At 71.6% G+C, this 21,653-nt stretch carries 19 protein-coding genes; 9 read left to right on the top strand and 10 right to left on the bottom strand.

Annotation, left to right across the window (positions count from 1 at the left end):
- Nucleotides 1-138: 138 nt before the first annotated feature.
- Together AC27IY_RS42065 and AC27IY_RS42060 are read left to right on the top strand one after the other, a co-directional pair.
- Nucleotides 139-1,329 (top strand): helix-turn-helix domain-containing protein, encoded by a 1,191-nt coding sequence (locus AC27IY_RS42065; RefSeq protein ID WP_423443249.1) that lies wholly within the window; start codon nucleotides 139-141, stop codon nucleotides 1,327-1,329.
- Nucleotides 1,330-1,421: 92 nt separating this feature from the next.
- The gene (locus AC27IY_RS42060) at nucleotides 1,422-1,616 is read left to right on the top strand and encodes a hypothetical protein (protein ID WP_344216926.1); all 195 of its coding nucleotides are present in this window, start codon (nucleotides 1,422-1,424) and stop codon (nucleotides 1,614-1,616) included.
- A gap of 2 nt (nucleotides 1,617-1,618) precedes the next feature.
- Here the strand turns inward: AC27IY_RS42060 and AC27IY_RS42055 are convergent, their stop codons facing one another.
- On the bottom strand, nucleotides 1,619-2,398 hold the full coding sequence (locus tag AC27IY_RS42055; protein ID WP_364461623.1) for a TetR/AcrR family transcriptional regulator: 780 nt from the start codon (nucleotides 2,396-2,398) through the stop codon (nucleotides 1,619-1,621).
- Between the two features lie 42 nt (nucleotides 2,399-2,440).
- Here AC27IY_RS42055 and AC27IY_RS42050 point away from each other — a divergent pair, with 42 nt between their 5' ends.
- Nucleotides 2,441-3,151: a VOC family protein gene (locus AC27IY_RS42050; RefSeq protein WP_487181455.1), complete on the top strand. Its 711-nt coding sequence runs from the start codon at nucleotides 2,441-2,443 to the stop codon at nucleotides 3,149-3,151.
- 46 nt (nucleotides 3,152-3,197) lie between these two features.
- Here AC27IY_RS42050 and trpS read toward each other — a convergent pair whose 3' ends face one another.
- Complete coding sequence (trpS, locus tag AC27IY_RS42045; protein WP_329585177.1) at nucleotides 3,198-4,202, bottom strand: tryptophan--tRNA ligase; 1,005 nt, start codon at nucleotides 4,200-4,202, stop codon at nucleotides 3,198-3,200.
- 14 nt (nucleotides 4,203-4,216) lie between these two features.
- The gene (locus tag AC27IY_RS42040; RefSeq protein WP_487181454.1) at nucleotides 4,217-5,530 is read right to left on the bottom strand and encodes a hemolysin family protein; all 1,314 of its coding nucleotides are present in this window, start codon (nucleotides 5,528-5,530) and stop codon (nucleotides 4,217-4,219) included.
- 86 nt (nucleotides 5,531-5,616) lie between these two features.
- Between AC27IY_RS42040 and galE the strand changes: the two genes are divergently transcribed.
- Nucleotides 5,617-6,564, top strand: a complete 948-nt coding sequence (galE, locus tag AC27IY_RS42035) for a UDP-glucose 4-epimerase GalE (RefSeq protein ID WP_344216918.1) — start codon at nucleotides 5,617-5,619, stop codon at nucleotides 6,562-6,564.
- A 318-nt stretch (nucleotides 6,565-6,882) separates the two neighbouring features.
- Here galE and AC27IY_RS42030 read toward each other — a convergent pair whose 3' ends face one another.
- On the bottom strand, nucleotides 6,883-7,869 hold the full coding sequence (locus tag AC27IY_RS42030) for a malate dehydrogenase (protein WP_344216916.1): 987 nt from the start codon (nucleotides 7,867-7,869) through the stop codon (nucleotides 6,883-6,885).
- Nucleotides 7,870-7,924: 55 nt separating this feature from the next.
- Complete coding sequence (locus AC27IY_RS42025; protein WP_487181453.1) at nucleotides 7,925-10,090, bottom strand: protein kinase domain-containing protein; 2,166 nt, start codon at nucleotides 10,088-10,090, stop codon at nucleotides 7,925-7,927.
- 182 nt (nucleotides 10,091-10,272) lie between these two features.
- Between AC27IY_RS42025 and AC27IY_RS42020 the strand changes: the two genes are divergently transcribed.
- The gene (locus AC27IY_RS42020; protein WP_423474006.1) at nucleotides 10,273-11,400 is read left to right on the top strand and encodes a saccharopine dehydrogenase family protein; all 1,128 of its coding nucleotides are present in this window, start codon (nucleotides 10,273-10,275) and stop codon (nucleotides 11,398-11,400) included.
- Between the two features lie 17 nt (nucleotides 11,401-11,417).
- Here the strand turns inward: AC27IY_RS42020 and AC27IY_RS42015 are convergent, their stop codons facing one another.
- The 4 genes from AC27IY_RS42015 to AC27IY_RS42000 form a co-directional block, all read right to left on the bottom strand.
- Entirely contained in the window at nucleotides 11,418-12,452 is a 1,035-nt protein-coding gene (locus AC27IY_RS42015) for a polysaccharide deacetylase family protein (protein WP_364461603.1), read from the bottom strand.
- A 194-nt stretch (nucleotides 12,453-12,646) separates the two neighbouring features.
- Complete coding sequence (locus AC27IY_RS42010) at nucleotides 12,647-13,861, bottom strand: NADP-dependent isocitrate dehydrogenase (protein ID WP_344216907.1); 1,215 nt, start codon at nucleotides 13,859-13,861, stop codon at nucleotides 12,647-12,649.
- Nucleotides 13,862-13,914: 53 nt separating this feature from the next.
- Nucleotides 13,915-14,211: a DUF3017 domain-containing protein gene (locus AC27IY_RS42005; RefSeq protein ID WP_423443232.1), complete on the bottom strand. Its 297-nt coding sequence runs from the start codon at nucleotides 14,209-14,211 to the stop codon at nucleotides 13,915-13,917.
- Nucleotides 14,208-15,329 carry a citrate/2-methylcitrate synthase gene (locus AC27IY_RS42000; protein ID WP_487181452.1) on the bottom strand — a complete coding sequence of 374 codons (1,122 nt, stop codon included), beginning with the start codon at nucleotides 15,327-15,329 and terminating at the stop codon, nucleotides 14,208-14,210. The genes AC27IY_RS42005 and AC27IY_RS42000 overlap by 4 nt, the downstream gene beginning before the upstream one ends.
- 181 nt (nucleotides 15,330-15,510) lie before the next feature.
- On the opposite strand from AC27IY_RS42000, the gene AC27IY_RS41995 reads away from it, so the two are divergent.
- Entirely contained in the window at nucleotides 15,511-16,161 is a 651-nt protein-coding gene (locus tag AC27IY_RS41995) for an FHA domain-containing protein (RefSeq protein WP_020543670.1), read from the top strand.
- A 201-nt stretch (nucleotides 16,162-16,362) separates the two neighbouring features.
- On the opposite strand, the gene AC27IY_RS41990 is transcribed toward AC27IY_RS41995, so the two are convergent.
- Nucleotides 16,363-17,898, bottom strand: a complete 1,536-nt coding sequence (locus AC27IY_RS41990) for a glycoside hydrolase family 10-like protein (protein WP_487181450.1) — start codon at nucleotides 17,896-17,898, stop codon at nucleotides 16,363-16,365.
- A gap of 87 nt (nucleotides 17,899-17,985) precedes the next feature.
- Here AC27IY_RS41990 and AC27IY_RS41985 point away from each other — a divergent pair, with 87 nt between their 5' ends.
- The 3 genes from AC27IY_RS41985 to AC27IY_RS41975 all read left to right on the top strand — a co-directional run bounded on the left by AC27IY_RS41985 (nucleotide 17,986) and on the right by AC27IY_RS41975 (nucleotide 21,496).
- Nucleotides 17,986-19,416 carry a glycoside hydrolase family 3 protein gene (locus tag AC27IY_RS41985; RefSeq protein WP_487181448.1) on the top strand — a complete coding sequence of 477 codons (1,431 nt, stop codon included), beginning with the start codon at nucleotides 17,986-17,988 and terminating at the stop codon, nucleotides 19,414-19,416.
- Nucleotides 19,413-20,276 (top strand): MurR/RpiR family transcriptional regulator, encoded by an 864-nt coding sequence (locus tag AC27IY_RS41980; protein ID WP_371250653.1) that lies wholly within the window; start codon nucleotides 19,413-19,415, stop codon nucleotides 20,274-20,276. The genes AC27IY_RS41985 and AC27IY_RS41980 overlap by 4 nt, the downstream gene beginning before the upstream one ends.
- Nucleotides 20,277-20,440: 164 nt before the next feature.
- Nucleotides 20,441-21,496 carry a thiamine pyrophosphate-binding protein gene (locus tag AC27IY_RS41975; protein WP_487181446.1) on the top strand — a complete coding sequence of 352 codons (1,056 nt, stop codon included), beginning with the start codon at nucleotides 20,441-20,443 and terminating at the stop codon, nucleotides 21,494-21,496.
- Nucleotides 21,497-21,653 lie beyond the last annotated feature (157 nt).

Here is a 21,653-nt window from a genome sequence, read left to right as displayed (position 1 = left end):
AACCCCTTTCACCTTTGTGACCTGCGAAGACACCGAACGCCCTTCACCTTTTTCGGCTGTGCCGAAACCACTCACAGGCGGAGTCCTGGAGCCCTAGCCTGTGGGCAGTTGCGACAGAGCCAGGAGGCGCCACGTCCCATGACCGAGATCACGACCGGTCAGATGGTCCGGCTTCAGCGCGAGCGAAGGGGCATGAGCACCACCGCGCTGGCCACCCAGTCCGGATGCACCCCCAGACACATCGAACTCATCGAGCACGGCAAACGCACCCCCTCGCTCCCCCTCCTGCGCGAGATCGCCAAGGTGCTCGGCGTACGGACCGCGGTGCTGCTCGGCGAGACGCCCCGCGACTCGCACGAGCCCAGCAGGCCGCAGATCAGCGACATCGAGCGGGCCATGTTCACCTGCCGGCCCCTCGCGCCCGACCTCGAACCGCCGGACGCCGAGCAGCTCTCCGAACGGGTCGCGGCGGCGCGCGACGCCTGGTTCACCTCGGCCAGGCGCTACTCGATCCTCATGGCGGCGCTGCCGTCCCTGGTCTCCGACGCCGAGAGCCTGGCCGCCGAGCGCACGCCGCGTGCCCGCAGCGTCGCCACGGACGCGTACATGCTGGCCAGGGGCGTGCTCAAGCACCTGCAGCGGGTGGACCTCGCGCACCTCGCGGCCGACCGGGCCATGCGCCTCGCCGAGGAGTCCGAGGACCCGCTGACGATCGCGTGGGCGTACTGGAACCTCGGGCAGTCGATGTTGTCCGACGACATGCACCAGATCGCCTACGACGTCGCCAGGCAGGGCATCGAGCTGCTCGAACCGCACGTGCCCGACGGCGACGAGCGGCATCTCAAGGCGCTCGGCGCGCTGCACCTGCTGGCCGCCATCGGCGAGTCCCGCTCGGGCGACGACGACCGGGCGCGCGAGCGCCTGCGCGGCACCGCGAGCCGGCTCGCCGAGCGCGTACGCGACCACTCCGACGTCTACGACCTCGCCTTCTTCGGCCCCACGAACGTCGCCATCCACCTCGCCAGCGTCGAGAACGACGCCGGCCGCCCCGAGGACGTGCTGCGCATCGCCGACGACATCGACCTCACCGCGACCCCGTCCATCGAGCGGCGCACCACCCACCTCGGCGAGGTCGCCCGCGCCTGCGAGGACCTCGGTGACGACGCCGCCAGCCTGCTGCACCTGCTGCGGATCGAGCGCGAGTCCCCCGAGGAGCTGGACCACAAGCTGCTGCTCAGGGAGATGGTCCGGGCGCTGGCGCGGCGGGCCAGGCCGTCGTGGGCGCCGGAGGTCCGCCGGCTCGCCGAGCGCCACGGCATCCAGAACTGATCGAGGCCGAACTCGTAGTTCGGTCCTGGCGAACCGGGAGTTCTTTCGCCCGAGTTCGTCACGGACCGGCGTCTCGGTGCCACGCTGCGTTCATGACCACAGCGCCGAGTGCCGACCTCGTCATGGAACGACTGCTTGAGGAAGCCGCACGGGAGTTCCCCGGCTGGGCGTTCGAACGACACCACGCCGGCTGGACCGCCGCCCGCGGCGACCTCCGGCTCACCAGGCCGAGCCTGGCCGCCCTCCGCGCGCTCCTGCGCGTGCACCGGGAGGCCAGGGAAGGCTGACGTCAGGACGCCCGCCCCGGACCGGCCGCGATCCGTCCGGCCACCGCGTCGAGCACCAGGCCGAGGCCGAGGGCGAAGCGGTCCAGGGCCCGCTGCAACGTGTACGGCAGCGCGGTGTCCGACACCCCGAACGCCCCGGCCTCCTCCAGCGCGGCGAGCAGCGGGAAGCGCCCGTTCATGCGCTCCTCCAGGAACGGCGCCCGCCGCTCCCACCACTCGTCGTCGCTGCTGCCGGTCTGCGCGGGCGCCTGCTCGGCCTCGACCACGGCCGCCGCGGCGCCCCTCGTGTACGAGTCCACCGCCGCCACACAGCCCACCACGTCCGCCGCGGCCAGCCCGTGCCCGTGCAGCAGCGCCAGCGTGGCCTCGTACCGGGCGAGGACGTGGGGGCCGAAGACGGTGCGCGAGGTGGACACCTGCAGCAGCCACGGGTGGGCCCGGTAGGCGGCCAGGTCGGCCTCGGCGACGCCGCGCAGCCCGGCCCGCCAGCCCGAGGTGGCGTCGGGCAGCGGCTGCCCGCCCACCACCCGGTCGACCATCAGCTCCAGCAGCTCGGCCTTGCCCGGCACGTACGTGTAGAGCGACGCCGTGCCGATCCCGAGCTCCTGGGCCAGCGCCCGCATGGACAGCGCGGCCGGCCCGGCCCGGTCGGCCACGGCGACGGCGGCGTCCACGACGGCGGCCAGCTCCAGCCGCTGCCTGGGCCCGCGCCGGGGGGCCGGGAGCCCGTCCCAGAGCAGGGCCATGGTCCGTGCGGGGTCGCCCCGGCCCGCGTACTCCATGACAGGGGCCTCCTTAAACTCCGAACAGCGTACGATGTTTTCATGAGCGAGACCGTCATCCCCCTCCTGCCCTGCCGGCAGCTCGACGACGTCCTGCCCTTCTACCGCGCGCTCGGCTTCGACGTCACCTACCGCCAGGAGCGCCCCAACCCGTACGCCGCCGTCCGCCGGGGCGGCGTCGAGCTGCACTTCTTCGGCGTGCCCGGGTTCGATCCCGAGCAGTCCATGGGCAGCGTGGTCGTGGTGGTGCCGGACACGGGGGCGCTGCACGCGGCGTTCGCGGCGGGGCTGCGGGCGGCGTTCGGCAAGGTGCCGGTCTCCGGGATCCCGAGGATGACCCGGCCGCGGCGCGTGCAGGGCACGTCGGGCGGGTTCGTCGTGGTGGACCCCGGCGGCAACTGGGTGCGGATCAGCCGCCGCAAGGAGGACGACGCCGGCGAGCCGGACCCGGCGGAGGGGCGGCTCGCGCGGGTGGTCGCGGCCGCCGCCCGCCAGGCCGACGCGCGCGGCGACGTGGCGGCGGGCGTCAAGCTGCTGGAGACGGGCCTCGCCAGGCACGCGGCGGCGCCGCCCACGCAGCGACTGCCCGCCCTGGTCTATCTGGCTGAGCTGCGGCTGCGCGCCGGCGATCGGGACGCGGCGGCGGCGCTGCTCGCCGAGGCCGCCGCGCTGGAGCTGACGGAGACGGAGCGTGAGGCCCTGGCCGAGGACCTCGCGGCCGCCACCGACCTCGCGAGCCGCCTCGGCCCCTGAGCCGGGGGTCGGAGCTTGGGCAGCTCCTCGGCCCCTGAGCCGGGGGTCAGAGCTTGGGCAGGAAGCCGACCCGGTCGCGGACCTGCTCCATGGTCTGCCGGGCGACCGCCCCCGCGCGCTCGGCGCCGACCGCGAGCATGCGGTCGAGCTCCGCCTCGTTGGACAGCAGCTTCTCGACGCGCTCGCGGATCGGCGTGAACGTCTCGACGACGGCCTCGGCGACCTCCTTCTTGAAGGTGCCGTAGCCCTGCCCGGCGTAGCGGGCGACCAGGTCGGGGATCGGCGTGCCGGTCAGCGCCGACTGGATGCGCAGCAGGTTGGAGATGCCCGGCTTGTTCTCCTCGTCGAACAGGACCTCGGTGCCGGTGTCGGTGACCGCCCGCATGACCTTCTTGCGCAGCGGCCCCGGCTGCTCCAGGACGTCGAGGATGCCCGCCGGGCTGGAGGACGACTTCGACATCTTCGCCGTCGGGTCCTGGAGGTCGGTGATCTTCTCGACCTCCTTCAGGATGTAGGGCTCGGGCAGCGTGAAGGTGTCGCCGAAGCGGTGGTTGAAACGCTGGCCGAGGTCGCGGGTCAGCTCCAGGTGCTGCTTCTGGTCGGCGCCCACCGGCACCTTGTCGGCCTGGTAGATGAGGATGTCGGCGGCCTGGAGGATGGGGTAGGTGAACAGCCCCACGCTGGCCGCGCTCTCGCCGAACTTGGCCGACTTGTCCTTGAACTGCGTCATCCTGCCCGCCTCGCCCATGCCGGTGAGGCAGATCAGGATCCAGGCGAGCTCGGTGTGCTCACGCACGTGCGACTGCACGAAGACGGTGGCCTGCTCGGGGTCGAGACCCGCGGCGAAGAGCTGCGCGGCGGCCACGCGGCTGCGCCGGCGCAGCGCTGCGGGCTCGGTCGGCACGGTGATCGCGTGCAGGTCGACCACACAGTAGAAGGCGTCGTGGGTCTCCTGCATGGTGACCCACTGACGGACCGCACCCAGGTAGTTGCCCAGGTGGAAGGAGTCCGCGGTGGGCTGGATGCCGGAGAGAACACGAGGTCTGGCCATAGCAGGCAATTGTGTCAGGAATCCTGGTCGGGCGGCGACTCAACGGCCGGTCGGCGTTTCACCCGCACCCGGGCGATCCGCCGCCCGTCCAGCTCGATGACCTCCAGGTCGAAGCCGGCCACCTCGACCCGCTCGCCGAGCGCCGCCACGTGGCCCAGCATGGCCATGACGAATCCGCCCAGCGTCTCGTACGGGCCGTCGGGCAGCCTGATGCCGGTCTCGCCGGCGAAGTCGTTGAGGTTGGTCAGGCCGTCGATCTCGATCTCGCCGGCGGGCAGGACGACCACGTCCTCCTCGATGTCGTACTCGTCCCTGATGTCGCCGATCAGCTCCTCGACCAGGTCCTCCAGGGTGATGATGCCGGCGGTGCCGCCGTACTCGTCGACCACGATGGCGAGGTGCTGGCCCTCGTCGCGCATCTCGTTGAGGGTGCTGAGCAGGCGCTTGGAGGCGGGCACGAACTTCGCGGGGCGGATCGGCACGAGCGCGCTGACCGGCTCGTCGCGCCCGGACAGCTCGGGGTCGAGCAGGTCGCGTACGTGCACGAAGCCGATGATCTCGTCGTAGGAGGTGCGGTAGACGGGGAAGCGGGAGTGCGGCAGCCGGGCGGCGACCGCGGCGGCCTCGGCGAGCGGCGTGTCGGCCTCCATGAACTCGACCTCGGTGCGCGGCAGCATCACCTCCCTGAGCTGCCGCTTGCCGGCGGCGAAGACCTCGCCGATGAGCTTGCGTTCGTCGGAGGTCAGGTCGTGGTGGCCGACCACCATGTCGCGCAGCTCCTCGGTGGTGACCTCCTCGCGGTCGGCCTCCGGGTTGCCGCCGAGCAGCCGCACCACGCCGTCGGTGGACTTGGAGAGCATCCAGATGATCGGCCGCGACAGGCGGGCGACCCAGTCGAGGAACGGGGCCACGAACAGCGAGAGCCCTTCGGCCCGCTGGAGCGCCAGACGTTTGGGCGCCAGCTCACCGAGCACGAGGGAGACGTACGAGATGGCCAGCGTGACCAGCACCAGCCCGAGCACCGGGGCGACGCCTCCGGGCACGCCCCAGCCCTGCAGCACGGGGGTGAGCTGCGCGCCCAGCCGGTCGGCGCCGAACGCGGCCGAGAGCATGGTGGCCACGGTGACGCCGATCTGGACGGCGGAGAGGAACCGGTTGGGGTCGCGGGCGAGCTTGGCCACGCGTTCGCCCCTGCGGCCGCGCTCGGACAGCTTGCGGATCTGGCTCTCGCGCAACGAGACCATCGCGATCTCGGCGGCGGCGAAGAAGCCCCCGATCAGGACGAAGAGCAGGACCAGGGCGACGTTGGCCGCGACGGTGTCAAACATGGTGGTTGGCAGCGTATACGGGTGCTTTCCCGCGTATGCTGAACGGCAAGCCTTACAAAATCAAACATATTTGAACAGGAGTCCACATGAGATTGCTGGTCACCGGCGGGGCGGGGTACGTCGGCAGCGTCGTCGCGGCCCAGCTCGTCGAGGCGGGGCACGAGGTGACCGTGCTCGACGACCTGTCCACCGGGCATGAGGACGCGGTGCCGGAGGGCGCCAGGTTCGTGCGCGCCGACATCGCCGAGCCCGGTGACGCGCTCGACGGTGTGGACGCGGTGCTCCACTTCGCGGCCAAGTCGCTGGTCGGCGAGTCGGTGGAGAAGCCCGGCCTCTACTGGGCGAACAACCTGGGCGGCACCCTCGCACTGCTGGAGGCCATGCGGGACAAGGGGGTCGGCCGGATCGTGTTCTCCTCGACGGCGGCGACGTACGGCGAGCCGGAGCGCGCGCCGATCGAGGAGAGCGACCCGACGCGCCCGACCAACCCCTACGGCGCCTCCAAGCTCGCCGTGGACACGGCGCTGAGCGCCTTCGCCGGCATCCGCGGCCTGGCCGCCGTGAGCCTGCGCTACTTCAACGTGGCCGGCGCCTACGGCCGCTTCCGCGAGCGCCACGTGGTCGAGACCCACCTCATCCCGAACGTGCTGAAGGTCGCCACCGGCGAGCGCGACTCGGTCAACGTGTTCGGCACCGACTACCCGACCGCGGACGGCACCTGCGTCCGCGACTACGTGCACGTCGCCGACCTGGCGCGGGCGCATTTGCTGGCGCTGGAGGCGCTTACGCCCGGCGAGCACAAGATCTACAACCTGGGCAGCGGCTCCGGGTTCAGCGTGCGTGAAGTGATCTCGGTCTGCCGCGAGGTCACCGGCCACGAAATCCCGGCGGCCTTCGGCGAGCGGCGGCCCGGCGACCCCGCCGTGCTGGTCGCCTCGTCCGCGAAGATCCAGCGCGAGCTGGGGTGGAAGGCCGCCCGGCCGTCGCTGCACGACATCGTCTCGGACGCCTGGGAGGCGCTTTCCGGCAAATGAGCCATATGGCGGCGAGATATGTGCTGTAGTACCGAAACGTGAAGAGCATTTCACCAAGGGTCACGAAACCGATCTTTGGCGCTCTCATCGTGGCAGGCAGCCTGCTCGCCGCCGCGGGGGTGGTGTTCGCCACCCCGGAGGCGGCCCGTCCCGGCCCGCAGGCGACCTGTCCCGCGCAGAGCGACGGCACGGACGGCCGGTGAGCCGGGCGCCACGGGACGGCGAACGAGCCGGGCAATGCGGACGGCCGGTGCGCCGGGCAACGCGGACGCCCCCCGCCGATCGTCGGCGAGGGGCGTCCGGCACGGGCGGGGCGGCTCAGATGAGGCCGAGCTCCTTGACCGCGGTGCGCTCCTCCTCCAGCTCGCGCACGCTGGCGTCGATGCGCTCGCGGGAGAAGGCGTCGATCTCCAGGCCCTGGATGATCTCGAAACGCCCGCCGGCGGCGCGGACGGGGAACGACGAGATGAGGCCCTCGGGCACGCCGTACGAGCCGTCCGAGACGACCGCGGCGGAGGTCCACTCGGTGCCGTTGACCCAGTCGTAGACGTGGTCGATGGCGGCGTTGGCGGCCGAGGCGGCCGAGGAGGCGCCGCGGGCCTCGATGATGGCCGCGCCGCGCTTGGCGACGGTCGGGATGAAGGTGTCCTTCAGCCACTCGTGGTCGACCTGCTCGGCCGCGACCTTGCCGCCGACCTCGGCGTGGAACAGGTCGGGGTACTGGGTGGCGGAGTGGTTGCCCCAGATCGTCATCTTCTTGATCTCGGTGACCGACACCTGGAGCTTGGCCGCGAGCTGCGAGAGCGCGCGGTTGTGGTCGAGCCGGGTCATCGCGGTGAAACGCTCGGCCGGCACGTCGGGGGCGTGCTGCTGCGCGATCAGCGCGTTGGTGTTGGCCGGGTTGCCCACGACCAGGACGCGGATGTCGTCGGCGGCGTGGTCGTTGATGGCCTTGCCCTGCGGGCCGAAGATGCCGCCGTTCGCGCCGAGCAGGTCGCCGCGCTCCATGCCGGCCTTGCGCGGCATGGCTCCGACGAGCAGCGCGACGTTGGCGCCGTCGAACGCGACGTCGGGGCTGTCGGTGATCTCGATGCCGGACAGCAACGGGAACGCGCAGTCGTCCAGCTCCATCGCGGTGCCCTCGGCGGCCTTCACGGCGGCCGGGATCTCCAGCAGGCTGAGCTTGACCGGCACGTCGGCGCCGAGAAGCTGACCCGAAGCGATGCGGAACAGCAGTGCGTAGCCGATCTGGCCGGCGGCTCCGGTGACGGTCACCTTGACGGGCGCAGTGGCTGACGACGCCATGGCCTTTCCCCTAACTCGCAGCAGAATGTCGGACGTTGGGGATGTTACCCGCTCGTCATCCGCAGGTTTCCATCGCGGGTTGCCGTAGCTCGGGTTTGAAGTCGACCTTGCCGAAATACTGGTCGATGAGTCCCTTCATGGCGCCGGTGCGGTAAAGGTCGGCGATGATGCCGTTGACCGCCTTGCAGGTGGCCGCGTCACCGGGGCGGATGCCGACGCCGTAGCGCTCGTTGCTGAGCTTGGCGCCCAGGATCTTGTAGCGCAGCGGCTCGCGGTTGGCGAAGCCGGCCAGGATCACGTCCTCGCCGGGGACGGCGTCGACCTTGCCGGTGCGCAGGAAGTCCATGCACTCGGCGTAGTTGCTCGCGAGCACGGGCTTGACCTTCACGCGGTCCTGGACCTCGCCGACGGACGGGCTGCTGGGGGCGCAGACCCGCTTGCCCGCCAGGTCGTCGAGCTCGTCGACGCCGCCGCCCGCGCGGACGAGCACGTCGCGGTGCGCGAGGTAGTAGGGGCCGGCGAACGGGCTGCGGCCGTCGATCACGTACGTCGCCACGACCAGGTCGAGCTTGCCCTGCGCCAGCCCGGCGGGCCGGTCGTCCCTGCTGACCCGGACGAACTCCGTCTCCCTGGCCCCGAGTCCTGTCGCGATGCGCCGGGCGAGGTCGATGTCGAAGCCCTCGAACGCCTCGCCGTTCTGCAGCCCGACGCCCGGCAGGTCGCCCTTGACGCCGATGACGATCTTGCCGGTGGTGGCCACCTTGTCCACCACGGAGGCGTACGACGGCTCCCCGGCCTTGGTCGGCTCGGCGCCCTGCTCGCGGAAGGCCAGGGGCCAGCCGTTCATCGCGGCGACCATGGCGGCGCCGGCGACCAGCACGAGCACGCCGGCGAAGGCCGCCCACAGCCGCCACCGGGAGCGCCGGCGCGCGGGCGCCGACGACGGCTGGGTGGGCGCGGGGTAGGCCGGCTGCCCGGCCTCGCCCGGCCCGCCGGCGACGTCGCCGGTCCGCGGCACGGGCGGAGTGGTCAACGCCGCCGCCTGGCTCTCGTGCGCCCGCCCGCCGGCGACGCCGGCCTGCCCCTGACCGGTGGTCCCGGCATGCCCCTGGCCAGCGGCACCGGCATGGCCGTGGCCGGTGGTGCCGGGCTGCCCCTGGCCGGTCACTCCGGCATGGCCCTGGCCGGTGGCACCGTGCTGCCCCTGCCCAGTCACTCCGGGCTGTCCCTGGCCGGTGGTGCCGGGCGGTTCCTGGGCGGGCGGGCCGTGCTCGGTCTGCACCAGGGAGCCCGTGCCCCTGCGGGCCGGCAGGTCGGTGACGGACCTGGCGTTGACCCGGCTGAACGGCGTGGTGTCGTCGCCCGCGACCTGCACCCCGCGCGTGAGCACGGCCGTGGAGGCCCCCACGCCGGTGGACTGCCCGAGCAGCCGCAGCAGGATCTGGTCGGCGGAGGGCCGCTCGGCGGGCGCCTTGGCCAGCGCCCCCGCCACCACGCCGCGCAGCGGCTCCGGCAGCATGGTGACGTCGACCTCGTGGTTGAGGATCCGGTTGAGCACGGTCGCGATGGACTTGCCCTCGAAGGCCGCCTGACCGGTCGCGGCGTAGGCGATCGTGGCCCCCCACGAGAAGACGTCGGTGTAGGGGCCGACGTCGTCGCCCGCGATCTGCTCGGGGGCCATGTAGGCGGGCGTGCCGATGGCCCGGCTGGTGATCGTGCCGGTGGAGTCGATGATGCGGGCGATGCCGAAGTCGACCACGCGCGGCCCGTCGGCGGCGATCAGCACGTTGTCGGGCTTGAAGTCGCGGTGGACGATCTGGGCGTGGTGGATGGCGGTGAGCGCGGTGGCGGTGCCGATCGCGAGCCGGTCGAGCGGGGTGCCGCTCAGCGGCCCGTCGGTCTCGATCAGCTCCCTGAGCGAGCGGCCCTCGATGTACTCGCTCGCGATGTACGGCGTGTCGCCGTCGAGGTCGGCCTCGATCACCCGCGCCGTGCAGAACGACGCCACCCGCTGCGCCGCCTTGAGCTCGCGGGCGAAGCGGGAGCGGGCGATGGTGTCGCCGGAGAATTTCACGTGCAGCAACTTGATGGCTGCGCGCTCGCCCTCGTCATTGACACCGAGGTAAACGATGCCTTGACCGCCTTCGCCGATGCGTCCGGACAGCCGGAATGATCCCAGGTGGGGGGGATCACCGGCCACCAGTGGCGCGATCTGCGGCATTCGTCTGTCCCCACGTTTACTCGATCCCAACGAGGCAAACTTTACGACGCCCAGCTACTTCACAGGGATCCGTTAACCGTTCGTGACGTCACGGTTCGCCACACTTTGTCACCAAAACCGGCAATTTGCCGAGTAACGCAGGCCCTTGCGCGGGCGCGACTCGGCGGAGAGGCTTGAAGATCATGGACCGTCCCTACGACATCGTGCTCTTCGGCGCGAGCGGCTTCACCGGCGCGCTGACCGCCGCCTACCTCGCCGCCGCCGCTCCGCCCGGCACGCGTTGGGCGCTGGCCGGCCGCGATCCCGCCAAGCTCGAACGGCTCGGGCTCGACGTGCCGATCCTGCTCGCCGACGCGGCCGACCGGGCCGCGCTCGCCGACCTGGCCGCCGGGACCAGGGTCCTCGCCACCACGGTCGGCCCGTACATCGTCCACGGCGAGCCGCTGGTGGCCGCCTGCGCCGAGGCCGGCACCCACTACCTGGACCTGACCGGCGAGCCCGAGTTCGTCGACCGGACCTACCTGCGCCACCACGACCTGGCCGCGCGCACCGGCGCGAAGCTCGTGCACGCCTGCGGCTTCGACTCGATCCCGTGGGACCTCGGCGTGCTCCACACCGTCGGCCTGCTGCCCGAGAACGTCCCGCTCACCGTCAGCGGCTTCCTGCGGGGGAACGGCCGGCCGTCAGGCGGCACGCTGTCGACCGTGCTCACCGTCGCGGGACGACCCCGCCAGGCGGCCGAGGCCGCCGCACAGCGCCGCGCGGCCGAGCCCCGCCCGAAGGGCCGCAGGATCAGCTCCAGGGCGGGCGGCGTGCGTTACGTGGGCGGCTGGGCGCTGCCGATGCCCACCCTCGACCCGATGATCGTGGGCCGCTCGGCCCGCCTGCTCGACCGCTACGGCCCCGACTTCACCTACCGCCAGCACTTCGCGGTCCGTACGCTCCCCCGCGCCCTCGCGGTGGCGGCGGGCGCGGGGGCGCTGGCGGTGGCCGCGGCGCTCCCGCCGGCCCGCGACCTGCTCCGCGCCCGCCTGCGGCCCGGCCAGGGCCCGTCGCCTGAGCAGCGGGCGAAGAGCTGGTTCCGGGTCACGTTCCTGGGCGAGGGCGGCGGCGAGCGGGTGATCACCGAGGTCGCGGGCGGCGACCCCGGTTACGACGAGACGGCCAAGATGCTCGGCGAGTCGGCCCTGTGCCTGGCCTTCGACGACCTGCCGGAGCGGGCGGGCCAGCTCACCACCGCCTCGGCGATGGGCCAGGCGCTGATCGACCGGCTGGTGCGCGCGGGCATCTCGTTCACCACCCGGGGATGAGCGTCAGTACGGCCCCGTCAGTACGGCAGCGCCCAGGTCGCGAACGTCTTGCGCAGGTACGGGTTCTTGAACTTCGGATACGCGACCGTCCGCGGATCGCCGTCCGAGACGTACCGCATGTCCTGGTTCTTGTTGAGCCAGTCCAGCCACGCCTCCGAGCAGAACTGGGAGCAGTCGCCCTTCTTCTCCATGACCTTGATCCGCGGGATGCCGGCCGGCTCGAACGCCTTGCTGAACGGCGCCGCCGAGGGCGTGTACCCGGCCAGGAACGCGCCGTCGTGGTGGTAGCCCGGGCCGTGCAGCGCCCAGTTCTTGTTCTTCGGCTGGTTGCCGTACGGCAGCGCGATCGTCGTGGGCTTGACGCCCGACAGCGAGGTGATCTGCTTGCCGATCGTGCTGATCTGCTCCTCGACCTCCTTCTGCGACCGGCCGCGCAGGTTGATGTGGTCGCGGGTGTGGTTGCCGAGGTCGAAGCCGTTGTCCTTGAGCCACTGCAGCGTCTGGGCCTGCTCCTCGCGCACGGTCTTGCCGAACATGTCGCGGGTGATGTACATGGTGGCGACCGGACGGAAGCCCGGGTGCTTGGCCGCCACCTCCTTGAGTATCGCCACCGCCGTGTCCTTCTGCGGGACGCCCACCTCGTTGAGCGTGAGCTGCGAGGGCGAGGAGTCGTCGAAGGTCAGGACCACCGGGTGCTTGCCGGCCGGGATGTCGATCTTGCCGGCCACCATCTCGGCGGCCGTGATCGGCACGTATCCCTCCCTGACCAGCCGTTCCAGGTCCGCGCGGAACTGCGCGGGCGAGCGGTCGTCGGTCGTGGCCGGCTTCTCCACGATGCGGTGGAACATCAGGACCGGGATCTGGCCCAGCTCGTTGGCCTTGACCGCGGCGGCGCGCTGGACCTTGGCGGCCTTGCTCGCCTTGGCCTTGGCGGCCGCGTCGGCCTTGCTGTCCGCCATCTTGACGGTGTCGGCGGGCGGCGAGTCGCACCCCGTCGTCAGGATCGTCGCGGCGGCGAGCACCCCCAATCCGCCCAGAAAACGCAGTCGCATTCGAACCCCCCGAGACGCGCACGACTGTTACGAGGGGGCTCTTACCCAGGTGATCAACTGTGCCACGCCGGGTGACCGTCAAGACTGGGCAAGGCCGGACGGCGGGGGGCGCCCGTACCGGCCCACATCATGCGAAACGGCCTCCGCCCGGCGGCACGCCGCGGGGTGGAGGCCGTTCCGTCTCGGGGTGGCCGTCAGGCCATCTTCTTCTTCAGGTTCTCGTCCAGCGCGCCCAGGAAGTCCTGGGTGGTCAGCCACTCGGCGTCGCCGCCGACCAGCAGCGCCAGGTCCTTGGTCATCTGGCCGCCCTCGACCGTCTCGACGCAGACCTGCTCCAGCGTGTTCGCGAACTCGGTGACGGCGGGGGTGTTGTCCAGCTTGCCGCGGTGGGCCAGGCCACGCGTCCACGCGAAGATCGAGGCGATCGGGTTGGTGGAGGTCGGCTTGCCCTGCTGGTGCTGGCGGTAGTGGCGCGTCACCGTGCCGTGCGCGGCCTCGGCCTCGACCGTGCGGCCGTCCGGGGTCATCAGCACCGAGGTCATCAGGCCGAGCGAGCCGAAGCCCTGCGCGACCGTGTCGGACTGCACGTCGCCGTCGTAGTTCTTGGCCGCCCAGACGTAGCCGCCCTCCCACTTGAGCGCCGCGGCGACCATGTCGTCGATGAGGCGGTGCTCGTAGGTCAGGCCGGCCTTCTCGAAGTCGGTCTTGAACTCGGTCTCGTAGACCTCGGCGAAGATGTCCTTGAAGCGGCCGTCGTAGGCCTTCAGGATGGTGTTCTTCGTCGAGAGGTAGACCGGGTAGTTGCGCGCCAGGCCGTAACGCATCGAGGCGCGCGCGAAGTCGCGGATCGACTCGTCCAGGTTGTACATCGCCATCGCGACGCCGGCGCCGGGGAAGTCGTACACGTCGAGCTCGATCGGCTCGGAGCCGTCCTTCGGCGTGTACGTCAGCGTCAGCGTGCCCTCGCCCGGGATCTTCAGGTCCGTCGCGCGGTACTGGTCGCCGAAGGCGTGACGGCCGACCACGATCGGCTTGGTCCAGCCCGGCACCAGCCGCGGCACGTTCGACATGATGATCGGCTCGCGGAAGATCACGCCGCCGAGGATGTTGCGGATGGTCCCGTTGGGGGACTTCCACATCTTCTTGAGACCGAACTCCTCGACCCGCGCCTCGTCCGGGGTGATGGTGGCGCACTTCACGCCGACGCCGTGCTTCTTGATGGCGTTGGCGGCGTCGATGGTGACCTGGTCGTCCGTCGCGTCTCGGTGTTCGATGCCGAGGTCGTAGTACTTCAGGTCGACGTCGAGGTAGGGAAGGATCAGCTGGTCCTTGATGAACTGCCAGATGATCCGGGTCATCTCGTCGCCGTCAAGCTCGACGACCGGACCCTCCACCTTGATCTTGGGCATGCGAATGGTTCCCCTTCGATGAAATGATGCGTTGAGGCTATCGGACGGCCAGCTCATCGGGCGAAAAGGGACAGGATCATCGCCTTCAGCTGATCGTCGTCCAGCAGCAACGAGGTCAGGACCAGCACGAAGCCGAAGACGGCCAGCGTGGTGACGTCGGTCCTCCTGCTCCTGATCGCGAGTTGACCGGCGTAGCCGGCGAACCGCAGCGCGGCGGCGACCATGATGACGCCCCCGAGCGCGAACCCGCCCCAGCGCGGGTCCACCAGGAAGGTCACGGACACCCCGACGGCCGCACCCGCCAGAATCAGCGGGTACGGCCCCCAGCTCTCACGTTCGTTGGCGCTCAACGTTCGTCTATCGGCTTCCACTTCTGGTCGGTCTCACCGATGTACTCGCTGTCCGGGCGGATGAGGCGGTTGTCGGCGTGCTGCTCGATGACGTGTGCCGTCCAGCCGGACATGCGGCTGATCGAGAAGACCGGGGTGAACAGGTCGGTCGGGATGCCAAGGTAGTGGTAGACCGAGGCGGCGTAGAAGTCGACATTCGGATAGAGACCCTTGGCCTCGAAGACGACCTCCTCCATCTCCTTGGACATCCGGTAGTACGTGTCGTCGCCGGCGGCCTCGGCCAGCTCGGCGGACATCCTGCGCAGGTGCGTGGCGCGCGGGTCCTCGGTCTTGTAGACGCGGTGCCCGAAGCCCATGATCTTCTCGCCTGCGGCGAGCTTCTCACGTACGGCCTGCGCCACGCCGTCGGCGGGGATCGACTCCAGCGTCTTCATGACCTGCTCGTTCGCGCCGCCGTGCAGCGGGCCCTTGAGGGTGCCGATGGCGGCGACGATGGCGGAGTGCATGTCCGAGAGCGTCGCGGCGCACACCCGGGCGGCGAACGTGGAGGCGTTCATGGTGTGGTCGGCGTGCAGCACCAGGCACTCGTCGAAGATCTCGACCTGGCGCGGCTCGGGGCGGCGGCCGGTGACCTGGAGCAGGAAGTTGCCCGCGACGCTCAGCTCGGGGTCGGCGTCGGGGACGCTGCCCCCGGTGCGGGCGGCGTGGTAGCGCGCGACCAGCACGGGCTGCTGGGCGGTCAGGCGGGCGGCCTTGCGCAGGTTGGCCTCGTGCGCGGTCGAGTCCTTGTCCGGGTCGTCGGCGGCCGCCAGCGAGACCAGCGAGCGCAGCGCCTCCATGGGCGTCTGCTTCCCGGCGATCTCGGCGATGTTGGCCGCGGCCAGCGGGCCGGGCTCGCGCCCCGCCGCCAGGGACTCGGAGTAGGCGGCGAGCTCGGCGCGATCGGGCAGCCTGCCGCGCTGGAGCAGGTGCGCGACCTCCTCGAACGTGGCACGGCCGGCCAGATCGTGGATGTCGTATCCGCGATAGAAGAGGCGACCGGCCTTTCCGTCAATGTCGCTCAGCGCTGTGGACGCGGCTACGACATCGGCGAGACCTTTCGTGGACTTGTCCGCCATGACTGCTTCCTCCGCTTATCTCCCTGCGAAGTCTACCCGTGAGCAGGCAAAACCGGCCGCGAAGGTCAAGACCAATTTCGCGTACGATTCTCCTTTCGGCAAAGGCGATTCCCCATCCCCTCGTTTGGGTAAGCCGGAGCTGTAGTAATAGTTACGGCGGGCTACCTGGGGAGGAACTGCCGTGGAGGGGCCGTTCATACGCATCGAGGACACCGGTGAGGTGATCCCGTTGCGCCCCGAGATCACGACGGTCGGAAGAGGCCGGGGTGTCGACATCCGGCTCACCGATCCCAGCGTGTCTCGACTCCATGCCGAGTTCGTCAGACGAGGACCCTACCTGTACGTCGTCGACCTGGGACTGTCCAGGAACGGCACGCGGGTGAACGGCAGGCCGATCGCCCGGAGGGTCCTTGACGACGGCGACGTCGTCTCGTTCGGCGCGGCGCGGGGTCGCATCGGTGGAGTCCCCCGTGAGGACTTCACCCCCGAGGTCGAGCTGCGCAGGGCCGCGGCGCCCGAGCTCACCAGGCGCGAGGTCGACGTGCTGACCTCGCTCTGCCGGCCGGCGCTGTCGGACGAGGCGTTCGTCGCCCCCGCCACCGCGCGTGAGATCGCCGACGACCTGGTCGTGACGGAGGCCGCGGTCAAGCAGCACCTGCTGCGGCTCTACCAGAAGTTCAGGATCCCGGAGGGCACCAACCGGCGCACCCGCCTCGCCAACGAGGTCGTCGCGCTCGGCCTGGTACGCCCGACCCCTGTGGTCCCCCCGCAGCGGTCATCGGGAGCCCCGGCCGAGCAGCAGCCGTCACCGGCGGGCCGCAGGGCTTCGTAGGCGAGATCGTCGCGACCGGGGCTACGGCGAGGGGTTCCGGCAGCGTTCGGAGCCACGGCGTGGGTCGAAGCAGCGGCGAGCGCCGCGCACCGGATCCTCACGAGATCCGGTGCCGTCGCCCGCCGTGCTCGTCGCCGCTCAGGTACGGGCCGGCGACGCGCGTACGCGGAGCACGCCCGCGAAGCGCGAGGCCGGTTTCGCTTACAGGACCCGGAAACCGTTGCTGGGCTTGCTGGTCCGGTTGGCCCGGTCCACCGCCACGGCGTAGTAGTGGTCGCCGCGCTTGCCGTCGGGGTCGGTCCACCGGATCTGGCGGTCGCCCGGCACGACCGCGACCAGGTTGCGGGCGTCGGCGAAGGCGCTGTCGGCGGCGTGCTTGTCGAAGCGGAAGATCGCGAACAGGAACGGCTCGTCCTTGCCGGTGGCGACGGCCCGCACCTCGACGCCGCCAGGGCGGCGCAGCGCGTACGCGACCACCGGGCGGCGCGGCGGCTCGCCGTCCGCCAGCCTGGGCAGGACGGGCGCGAGCGCGGGCCGCTGGTAGTGGTCCTTGACCGCGGTCGAGATCGAGCCGATCCTGTCGACCTTGACGTCGTTGGCGTTGTACCAGATGTCGCCGCTGATCTCCGGGTGCTCGCGGTTGAGCGTGAGGTGCCTGGACAGCTCGCCCGGCGCCTGCCACTCGGCGGCCTGCGCGGGGTCGCCCGCCTTGTACGCGGCCTGCCCGATCCACAGCAGCGTACGGGTGCCGCTCGCCACGTCCGACCACCACGGGACGAGCTTGGAGTAGTCGGCCGGCGGCTGGCCGATGTACCAGTAGAGCTGCGGCGCGATGTAGTCCAGCCAGCCCTTCTTCACCCAGCCGCGGGTGTCGGCGTGCAGGTTGTCGTAGGACTGCCCGCCGTTGGTCTCGGAGCCCAGCGGGTCGGTGCCCTTGTTGCGCCAGATGCCCGACGGGCTGATGCCCCACGCGATGTCCGGCTTGGCCTGGAGCACGCGCTGCTGCATCTCCTGGACCATGAGGTCGACGTTGTTGCGCCGCCAGGCGGCGAGGTCGGGGAAGCCGGCGCCGTACTGGGCGAAGGCGGCGCTGTCGTCGAAGGCCGTGGTGTTCGTCGGGTAGAAGTAGTCGTCGAAGTGCAGGCCGTCGATGTCGTAGCGGGTGACCGCGTCCATCATGGCGTCCTGGCAGAACTTCCTGACCTCCGGCATGCCGGGGTTGTAGTAGAGCTTGCCGCCGAACGGCACGATCCAGTCGGGGTGCTTGCGCCCGGGGTGGTCGGGGTGGAGCTTGGCCGGGTCGGCCTGCATCGACATCCGGTAGGGGTTGAACCACGCGTGGAAGGCCAGCCCGCGCTTGTGCGTCTCCTCGACGGCGAAGCCCAGGGGGTCGTAGCCGGGGTCCTGGCCCTGCTTGCCGGTCAGGTACTCCGACCACGGCTCGAACGGCGACGGCCAGAAGGCGTCGGCCGTCGGACGGATCTGCACGAACACCGAGTTGAGCCCGCGCTGCACGGCGAGGTCCAGCCAGGCGAGATACTCGGCCTTCTGCTGGTCGGCGGTGAGCCCCTGCTTGGACGGCCAGTTGATGTTGACGACGGACGCGATCCACATGCCGCGCATCTGGTGCAGCGGGGGCACGTACGCGGCGTCGGTGTCGGCGAAGGCGGGCAGCGGCACCGCCGTGGCGGCGGCCGCGAGGGCGAGACCCTTCAGAAGAGTCCTTCTGCTCGGCATGGGGGGTGGCCTCTCGGAAGTGGTTGTATCGAAGGCGACGATGACAGAAAATTACCTTCAGATCAACAACTGTGAAGGAAAATGCCGATGAGCCGTGACCTGTACAGACTGGCGCTGGCGGTGCTGCACCCGGGGTTCGAGGGAACCTCCGCCCCCGACTGGCTGCGCCGCGCGCTGGGCGAGGGTCTCGGCGGCGTCGTGCTGTTCGCACGCAACGCCATCGGCGCGCCGCTCGTCAAGGAGCTGCGCGCCGAGAACCCCGGCGTCGTCGTCGCCATCGACGAGGAGGGCGGCACCGTCACCCGGCTCGAAGTGGGCGAGGGCAGCTCCTTCCCCGGCAACAGGGCGCTGGGCGTCGTGGACGACGCCGGGCTCACCGAGCGGGTGGGCCGGCAGATCGGCCGCATGCTCGCGGAGCTGGACATCACCCTCGACTACGCGCCTTCCGCCGACGTCAACGCCAACCCCGCCAATCCGGTCATCGGGGTCCGCTCGTTCGGCCCCGACCCCGACCTGGTGGCCCGGCACACGGCGGCGTTCGTCCGGGGGGTGCAGGGCGCGGGCGTGGCCGCCTGCGCCAAGCACTTCCCCGGCCACGGCGACACCGTCACCGACTCCCACCTGGCGCTGCCCACCGTGCACGCCTCCCGCGAGGAGCTGATTGCCCGCGACCTCCCGCCGTTCCGCGCCGCGATCGAGGCCGGGGTTCAGGCCGTCATGACCGGGCACCTGCTGGTGCCCGCGCTCGACGCCGACGCGCCGGCCACGCTCAGCCGGGCCGCGCTGACCGAGCTGCTGAGGGGTGAGCTCGGCTTCGACGGCATGGTCGTCACCGACGCCATCGAGATGCGGGCGGTGGCCGCGATGGCCGCACCCGGCGAGATCGCCGTACGCGCGCTCAACGCGGGCGCCGACGCCATCTGCATCGGGGTCGTCGACGAGGACGGGCTGCGCGAGATCGGCGACACCGTCGTGGCCGCCGTACGGGACGGTCTTCTGCCCGAGGAGCGCCTGGCCGAGGCGGCCGGGCGGGTGCGGGCGCTGTCCGACTGGTACGCCGCCCGCCCCGCCGACCGCGAGGCCGCCCGCGCCGACGTCGATCCCGGCGTCGGCCTCGTGGCCGCCCGCGCGGCGCTCACCGTGACCGGGACCGCCCGGCTCGACCGGGCGCCGCTCGTCGTCGAGGTCAACACCCGGCTCAGCCAGGCCGTGGACCCGGACACGCCGACCGGCATCACCGCCGCGCTGGCCGCGCTGCTGCCCGGCACGACCAAGATCCGCCTGGACCGCGACGCCCCCCTGCCCGACCTCGGCGGGCGGCCTGTGGTGCTGGTGGTGCACGACGCCGCGCGGCACGCCTGGGTGCGGGACGTCGTGGACGCGGCGGTCGCGGTCCGGCCGGACGCGATCGTCGTGGACACCGGCGTCCCCGGCCCGCCCACCGGCGCCGCGCACGTCGCCACGCACGGCATCTCCCGCGTCTCCGCCCAGGCCGCGGCCGAACGGCTGACCCGATGAGCGCCGTAGAACCGGCCAGCCCCGTCGCCGCCGTACGGGCCGTGCTGCCCTCGCTCACCCCGGCGGCCCAGGCCATCGCGCGCATCATCCTCGACGACCCCGGGCTGGTCGTACGGAGCACGATCACCGAGTTCAGCGCGGTGTCCGGCACCAGCGAGGCCACGATCGTACGGACCGCGCGGGCCCTCGGCTTCGCCGGCTACTCGCAGATGCGCTTCGCCCTCGCCGCCGCCGTCGCCAAGGAGCCCGAGCGGCTGGTGCCCGGCGACCTCGGCCCGGACGACCCCCTGACCGACGTGATCGCCAAGGTCGCGCGGGCCGAGTCGGACGCGCTCGCCGACACCGCCGCCCAGCTCGACCCGGAGCAGCTCGGCGAGGTCGTCTCGGCCATCGCCGCCGCCCGCAGGGTGGACGTGTACGGCGTCGCCGCCTCGGGCCTGGTCGCCGCCGACATGTCGCAGAAACTGCTGCGCATCGGGCTGTCCAGCCACCCCTTCAGCGACGCCCACCTGGCCCTGACCAGCGCCGCCCTGCTCAAGGACGGTGACGTGGTGGTCGCGATCAGCTGCAGCGGGGAGACGCCCGACGTGCTGGTGCCCGCCCGCACCGCGGCCGAGGCGGGGGCGGCGGTCGTCGCGATCACCAACAACCCGCGCTCGTCGCTCGCCGAGCTGGCCGATCACACGCTGGTGTCGGCGGGACGCGAGACGGCCTTCCGCCCCGGGGCGCTGGCCAGCCGGATCAGCCAGTTGCTGATCGTGGACTGCATCTTCGTGGGGCTCGCGCAGCGCACGTACGACCGGGCCGACGCCGCCATCCGGGCCACCCGCGAGGCGACCGACCGCTACCGCGCCCGCTGAGGAGCGACCGTGATCCCTTGACCCGCGGTCTCCTGACACGAGCTCGGAGCGGCGTGGCCGGCGGGCTCGGGCTGCCGGCCCTGTTCCGTCAGGTGGAGCGGCGGGTACTGGCGTGGTACCACGGCGGTGGGGCGGGCATGGGCTCGGCGGGATAGGGAGGCGCGGTGGGCACCGTCAGGGAGGCCACGTTCGACGTGCTCAGGCGGCACGGGCTGACCACGATCTTCGCCAACCCCGGCTCCACCGAGGTGTCGCTGCTGACCGGGCTCCCCGACGACCTGCGCTTCGTCCTCGCCCTCCACGAGGGGTCGGTGGTCGGCGTGGCGACCGGCTTCGCCCTCGGGCGCGAGGCCCCCGCCCTCGCCGTGCTGCACACCACGGCCGGGCTCGGCAACGCCGTCGGGGCCATCGCCACCGCCCGGGTCAACCGGGCGCCGCTGGTGATCCTGGTCGGGCAGCAGGACCGGCGGCACCTGGCGCTGGAGCCGTTCCTGGCCGGACGGCTCGCCGGGCTGGCCGGCGACTACCCCGTACGGGTGGACCAGCCGGTACGCCCCCAGGACGTCCCCGGAGCCGTCGCGCGAGCCTGCCACGAGGCGGTCACCGGCCGCGGGCCCGCCCTGGTCGTGGTGCCGATGGACGACTGGGACGCCGAATGGGCCGAGGACGTCGTCGCCGCGCCCACGCGGGTGGTCCGGCCCGCCGGCGTGGCCGACGCCGACCTCGCGCCGCTCGTGACGCTGCTGTCCGGGGCGCGCGCGCCGGCGATCGTGTCCGGGGCGGGGGCGGACTGGGGGTCCCTGGTGACGCTGGCGGAGCGGCTGGGGTGCCCGGTGTTTCAGGAGTCGTTCGGCGGGCGGGCCGGGTTCCCGCAGGACCACCCGCAGTACGCCGGGGTGCTGCCCGCCGACCGGGCGCGGCTGCGGGCTGTGCTGGGGGCGTACGACGTGGTGCTGGCGGTGGGGGCGCCGGTGTTCCGGCAGTACCCGTACGTGCCGGGGCCGCTGGTCGCGCCGGGGACGACGGTCGTGGTCATCACCGACGACCCTTCGGAGGCCCATCGAAGCGCGGCCGACCTGGCGTACCTGGCGTCGCCGGCCGCGCTGTGCACCCGCCTGTCAGCCCTCCTCCCCGCCCCCGGACCCCCTGACGCGGCATCCGTCGTCGAGGGTTCTGCGCCGGCCATCGGGGCGGACGGGGCGCGGCCTTCTGCTCGGTGACGATGAACGCCTGGATCTCCTCGGCGCGCTCGACGCTCTTGAGGTAGTCGGAGTGCATCTCCTTGGACATGACGAAGTGGCCGCGGCCCGTCTCGTCCTTCATGCTGTTCTGGATGCGCTCGATCTTGGCGCCCTCTTCGGCCAGGAGACTCTTGAG

This window comes from Nonomuraea sp. B208, from assembly GCF_057536035.1.
Note: the sequence above shows the minus strand (reverse complement) of the source record. Positions and strands in the feature narration are given on the sequence as shown.

Bases quoted from the DNA above. Each gene is read 5' to 3' on its own strand.
- AC27IY_RS41985 (WP_487181448.1), top strand. From the start codon at position 17,986: ATGAGCCGTGACCTGTACAGACTGGCGCTGGCGGTGCTGCACCCGGGG.
- AC27IY_RS42010 (WP_344216907.1), bottom strand. From the start codon at position 13,861: ATGCCCAAGATCAAGGTGGAGGGTCCGGTCGTCGAGCTTGACGGCGAC.
- AC27IY_RS42065 (WP_423443249.1), top strand. From the start codon at position 139: ATGACCGAGATCACGACCGGTCAGATGGTCCGGCTTCAGCGCGAGCGA.
- AC27IY_RS42030 (WP_344216916.1), bottom strand. From the start codon at position 7,869: ATGGCGTCGTCAGCCACTGCGCCCGTCAAGGTGACCGTCACCGGAGCC.
- AC27IY_RS42060 (WP_344216926.1), top strand. From the start codon at position 1,422: ATGACCACAGCGCCGAGTGCCGACCTCGTCATGGAACGACTGCTTGAG.
- AC27IY_RS42000 (WP_487181452.1), bottom strand. From the start codon at position 15,329: ATGGCGGACAAGTCCACGAAAGGTCTCGCCGATGTCGTAGCCGCGTCC.
- AC27IY_RS42025 (WP_487181453.1), bottom strand. From the start codon at position 10,090: ATGCCGCAGATCGCGCCACTGGTGGCCGGTGATCCCCCCCACCTGGGA.
- AC27IY_RS42020 (WP_423474006.1), top strand. From the start codon at position 10,273: ATGGACCGTCCCTACGACATCGTGCTCTTCGGCGCGAGCGGCTTCACC.
- galE (WP_344216918.1), top strand. From the start codon at position 5,617: ATGAGATTGCTGGTCACCGGCGGGGCGGGGTACGTCGGCAGCGTCGTC.
- trpS (WP_329585177.1), bottom strand. From the start codon at position 4,202: ATGGCCAGACCTCGTGTTCTCTCCGGCATCCAGCCCACCGCGGACTCC.
- AC27IY_RS42055 (WP_364461623.1), bottom strand. From the start codon at position 2,398: ATGGAGTACGCGGGCCGGGGCGACCCCGCACGGACCATGGCCCTGCTC.
- AC27IY_RS42015 (WP_364461603.1), bottom strand. From the start codon at position 12,452: ATGCGACTGCGTTTTCTGGGCGGATTGGGGGTGCTCGCCGCCGCGACG.
- AC27IY_RS42050 (WP_487181455.1), top strand. From the start codon at position 2,441: ATGAGCGAGACCGTCATCCCCCTCCTGCCCTGCCGGCAGCTCGACGAC.
- AC27IY_RS41980 (WP_371250653.1), top strand. From the start codon at position 19,413: ATGAGCGCCGTAGAACCGGCCAGCCCCGTCGCCGCCGTACGGGCCGTG.
- AC27IY_RS42040 (WP_487181454.1), bottom strand. From the start codon at position 5,530: ATGTTTGACACCGTCGCGGCCAACGTCGCCCTGGTCCTGCTCTTCGTC.
- AC27IY_RS41990 (WP_487181450.1), bottom strand. From the start codon at position 17,898: ATGCCGAGCAGAAGGACTCTTCTGAAGGGTCTCGCCCTCGCGGCCGCC.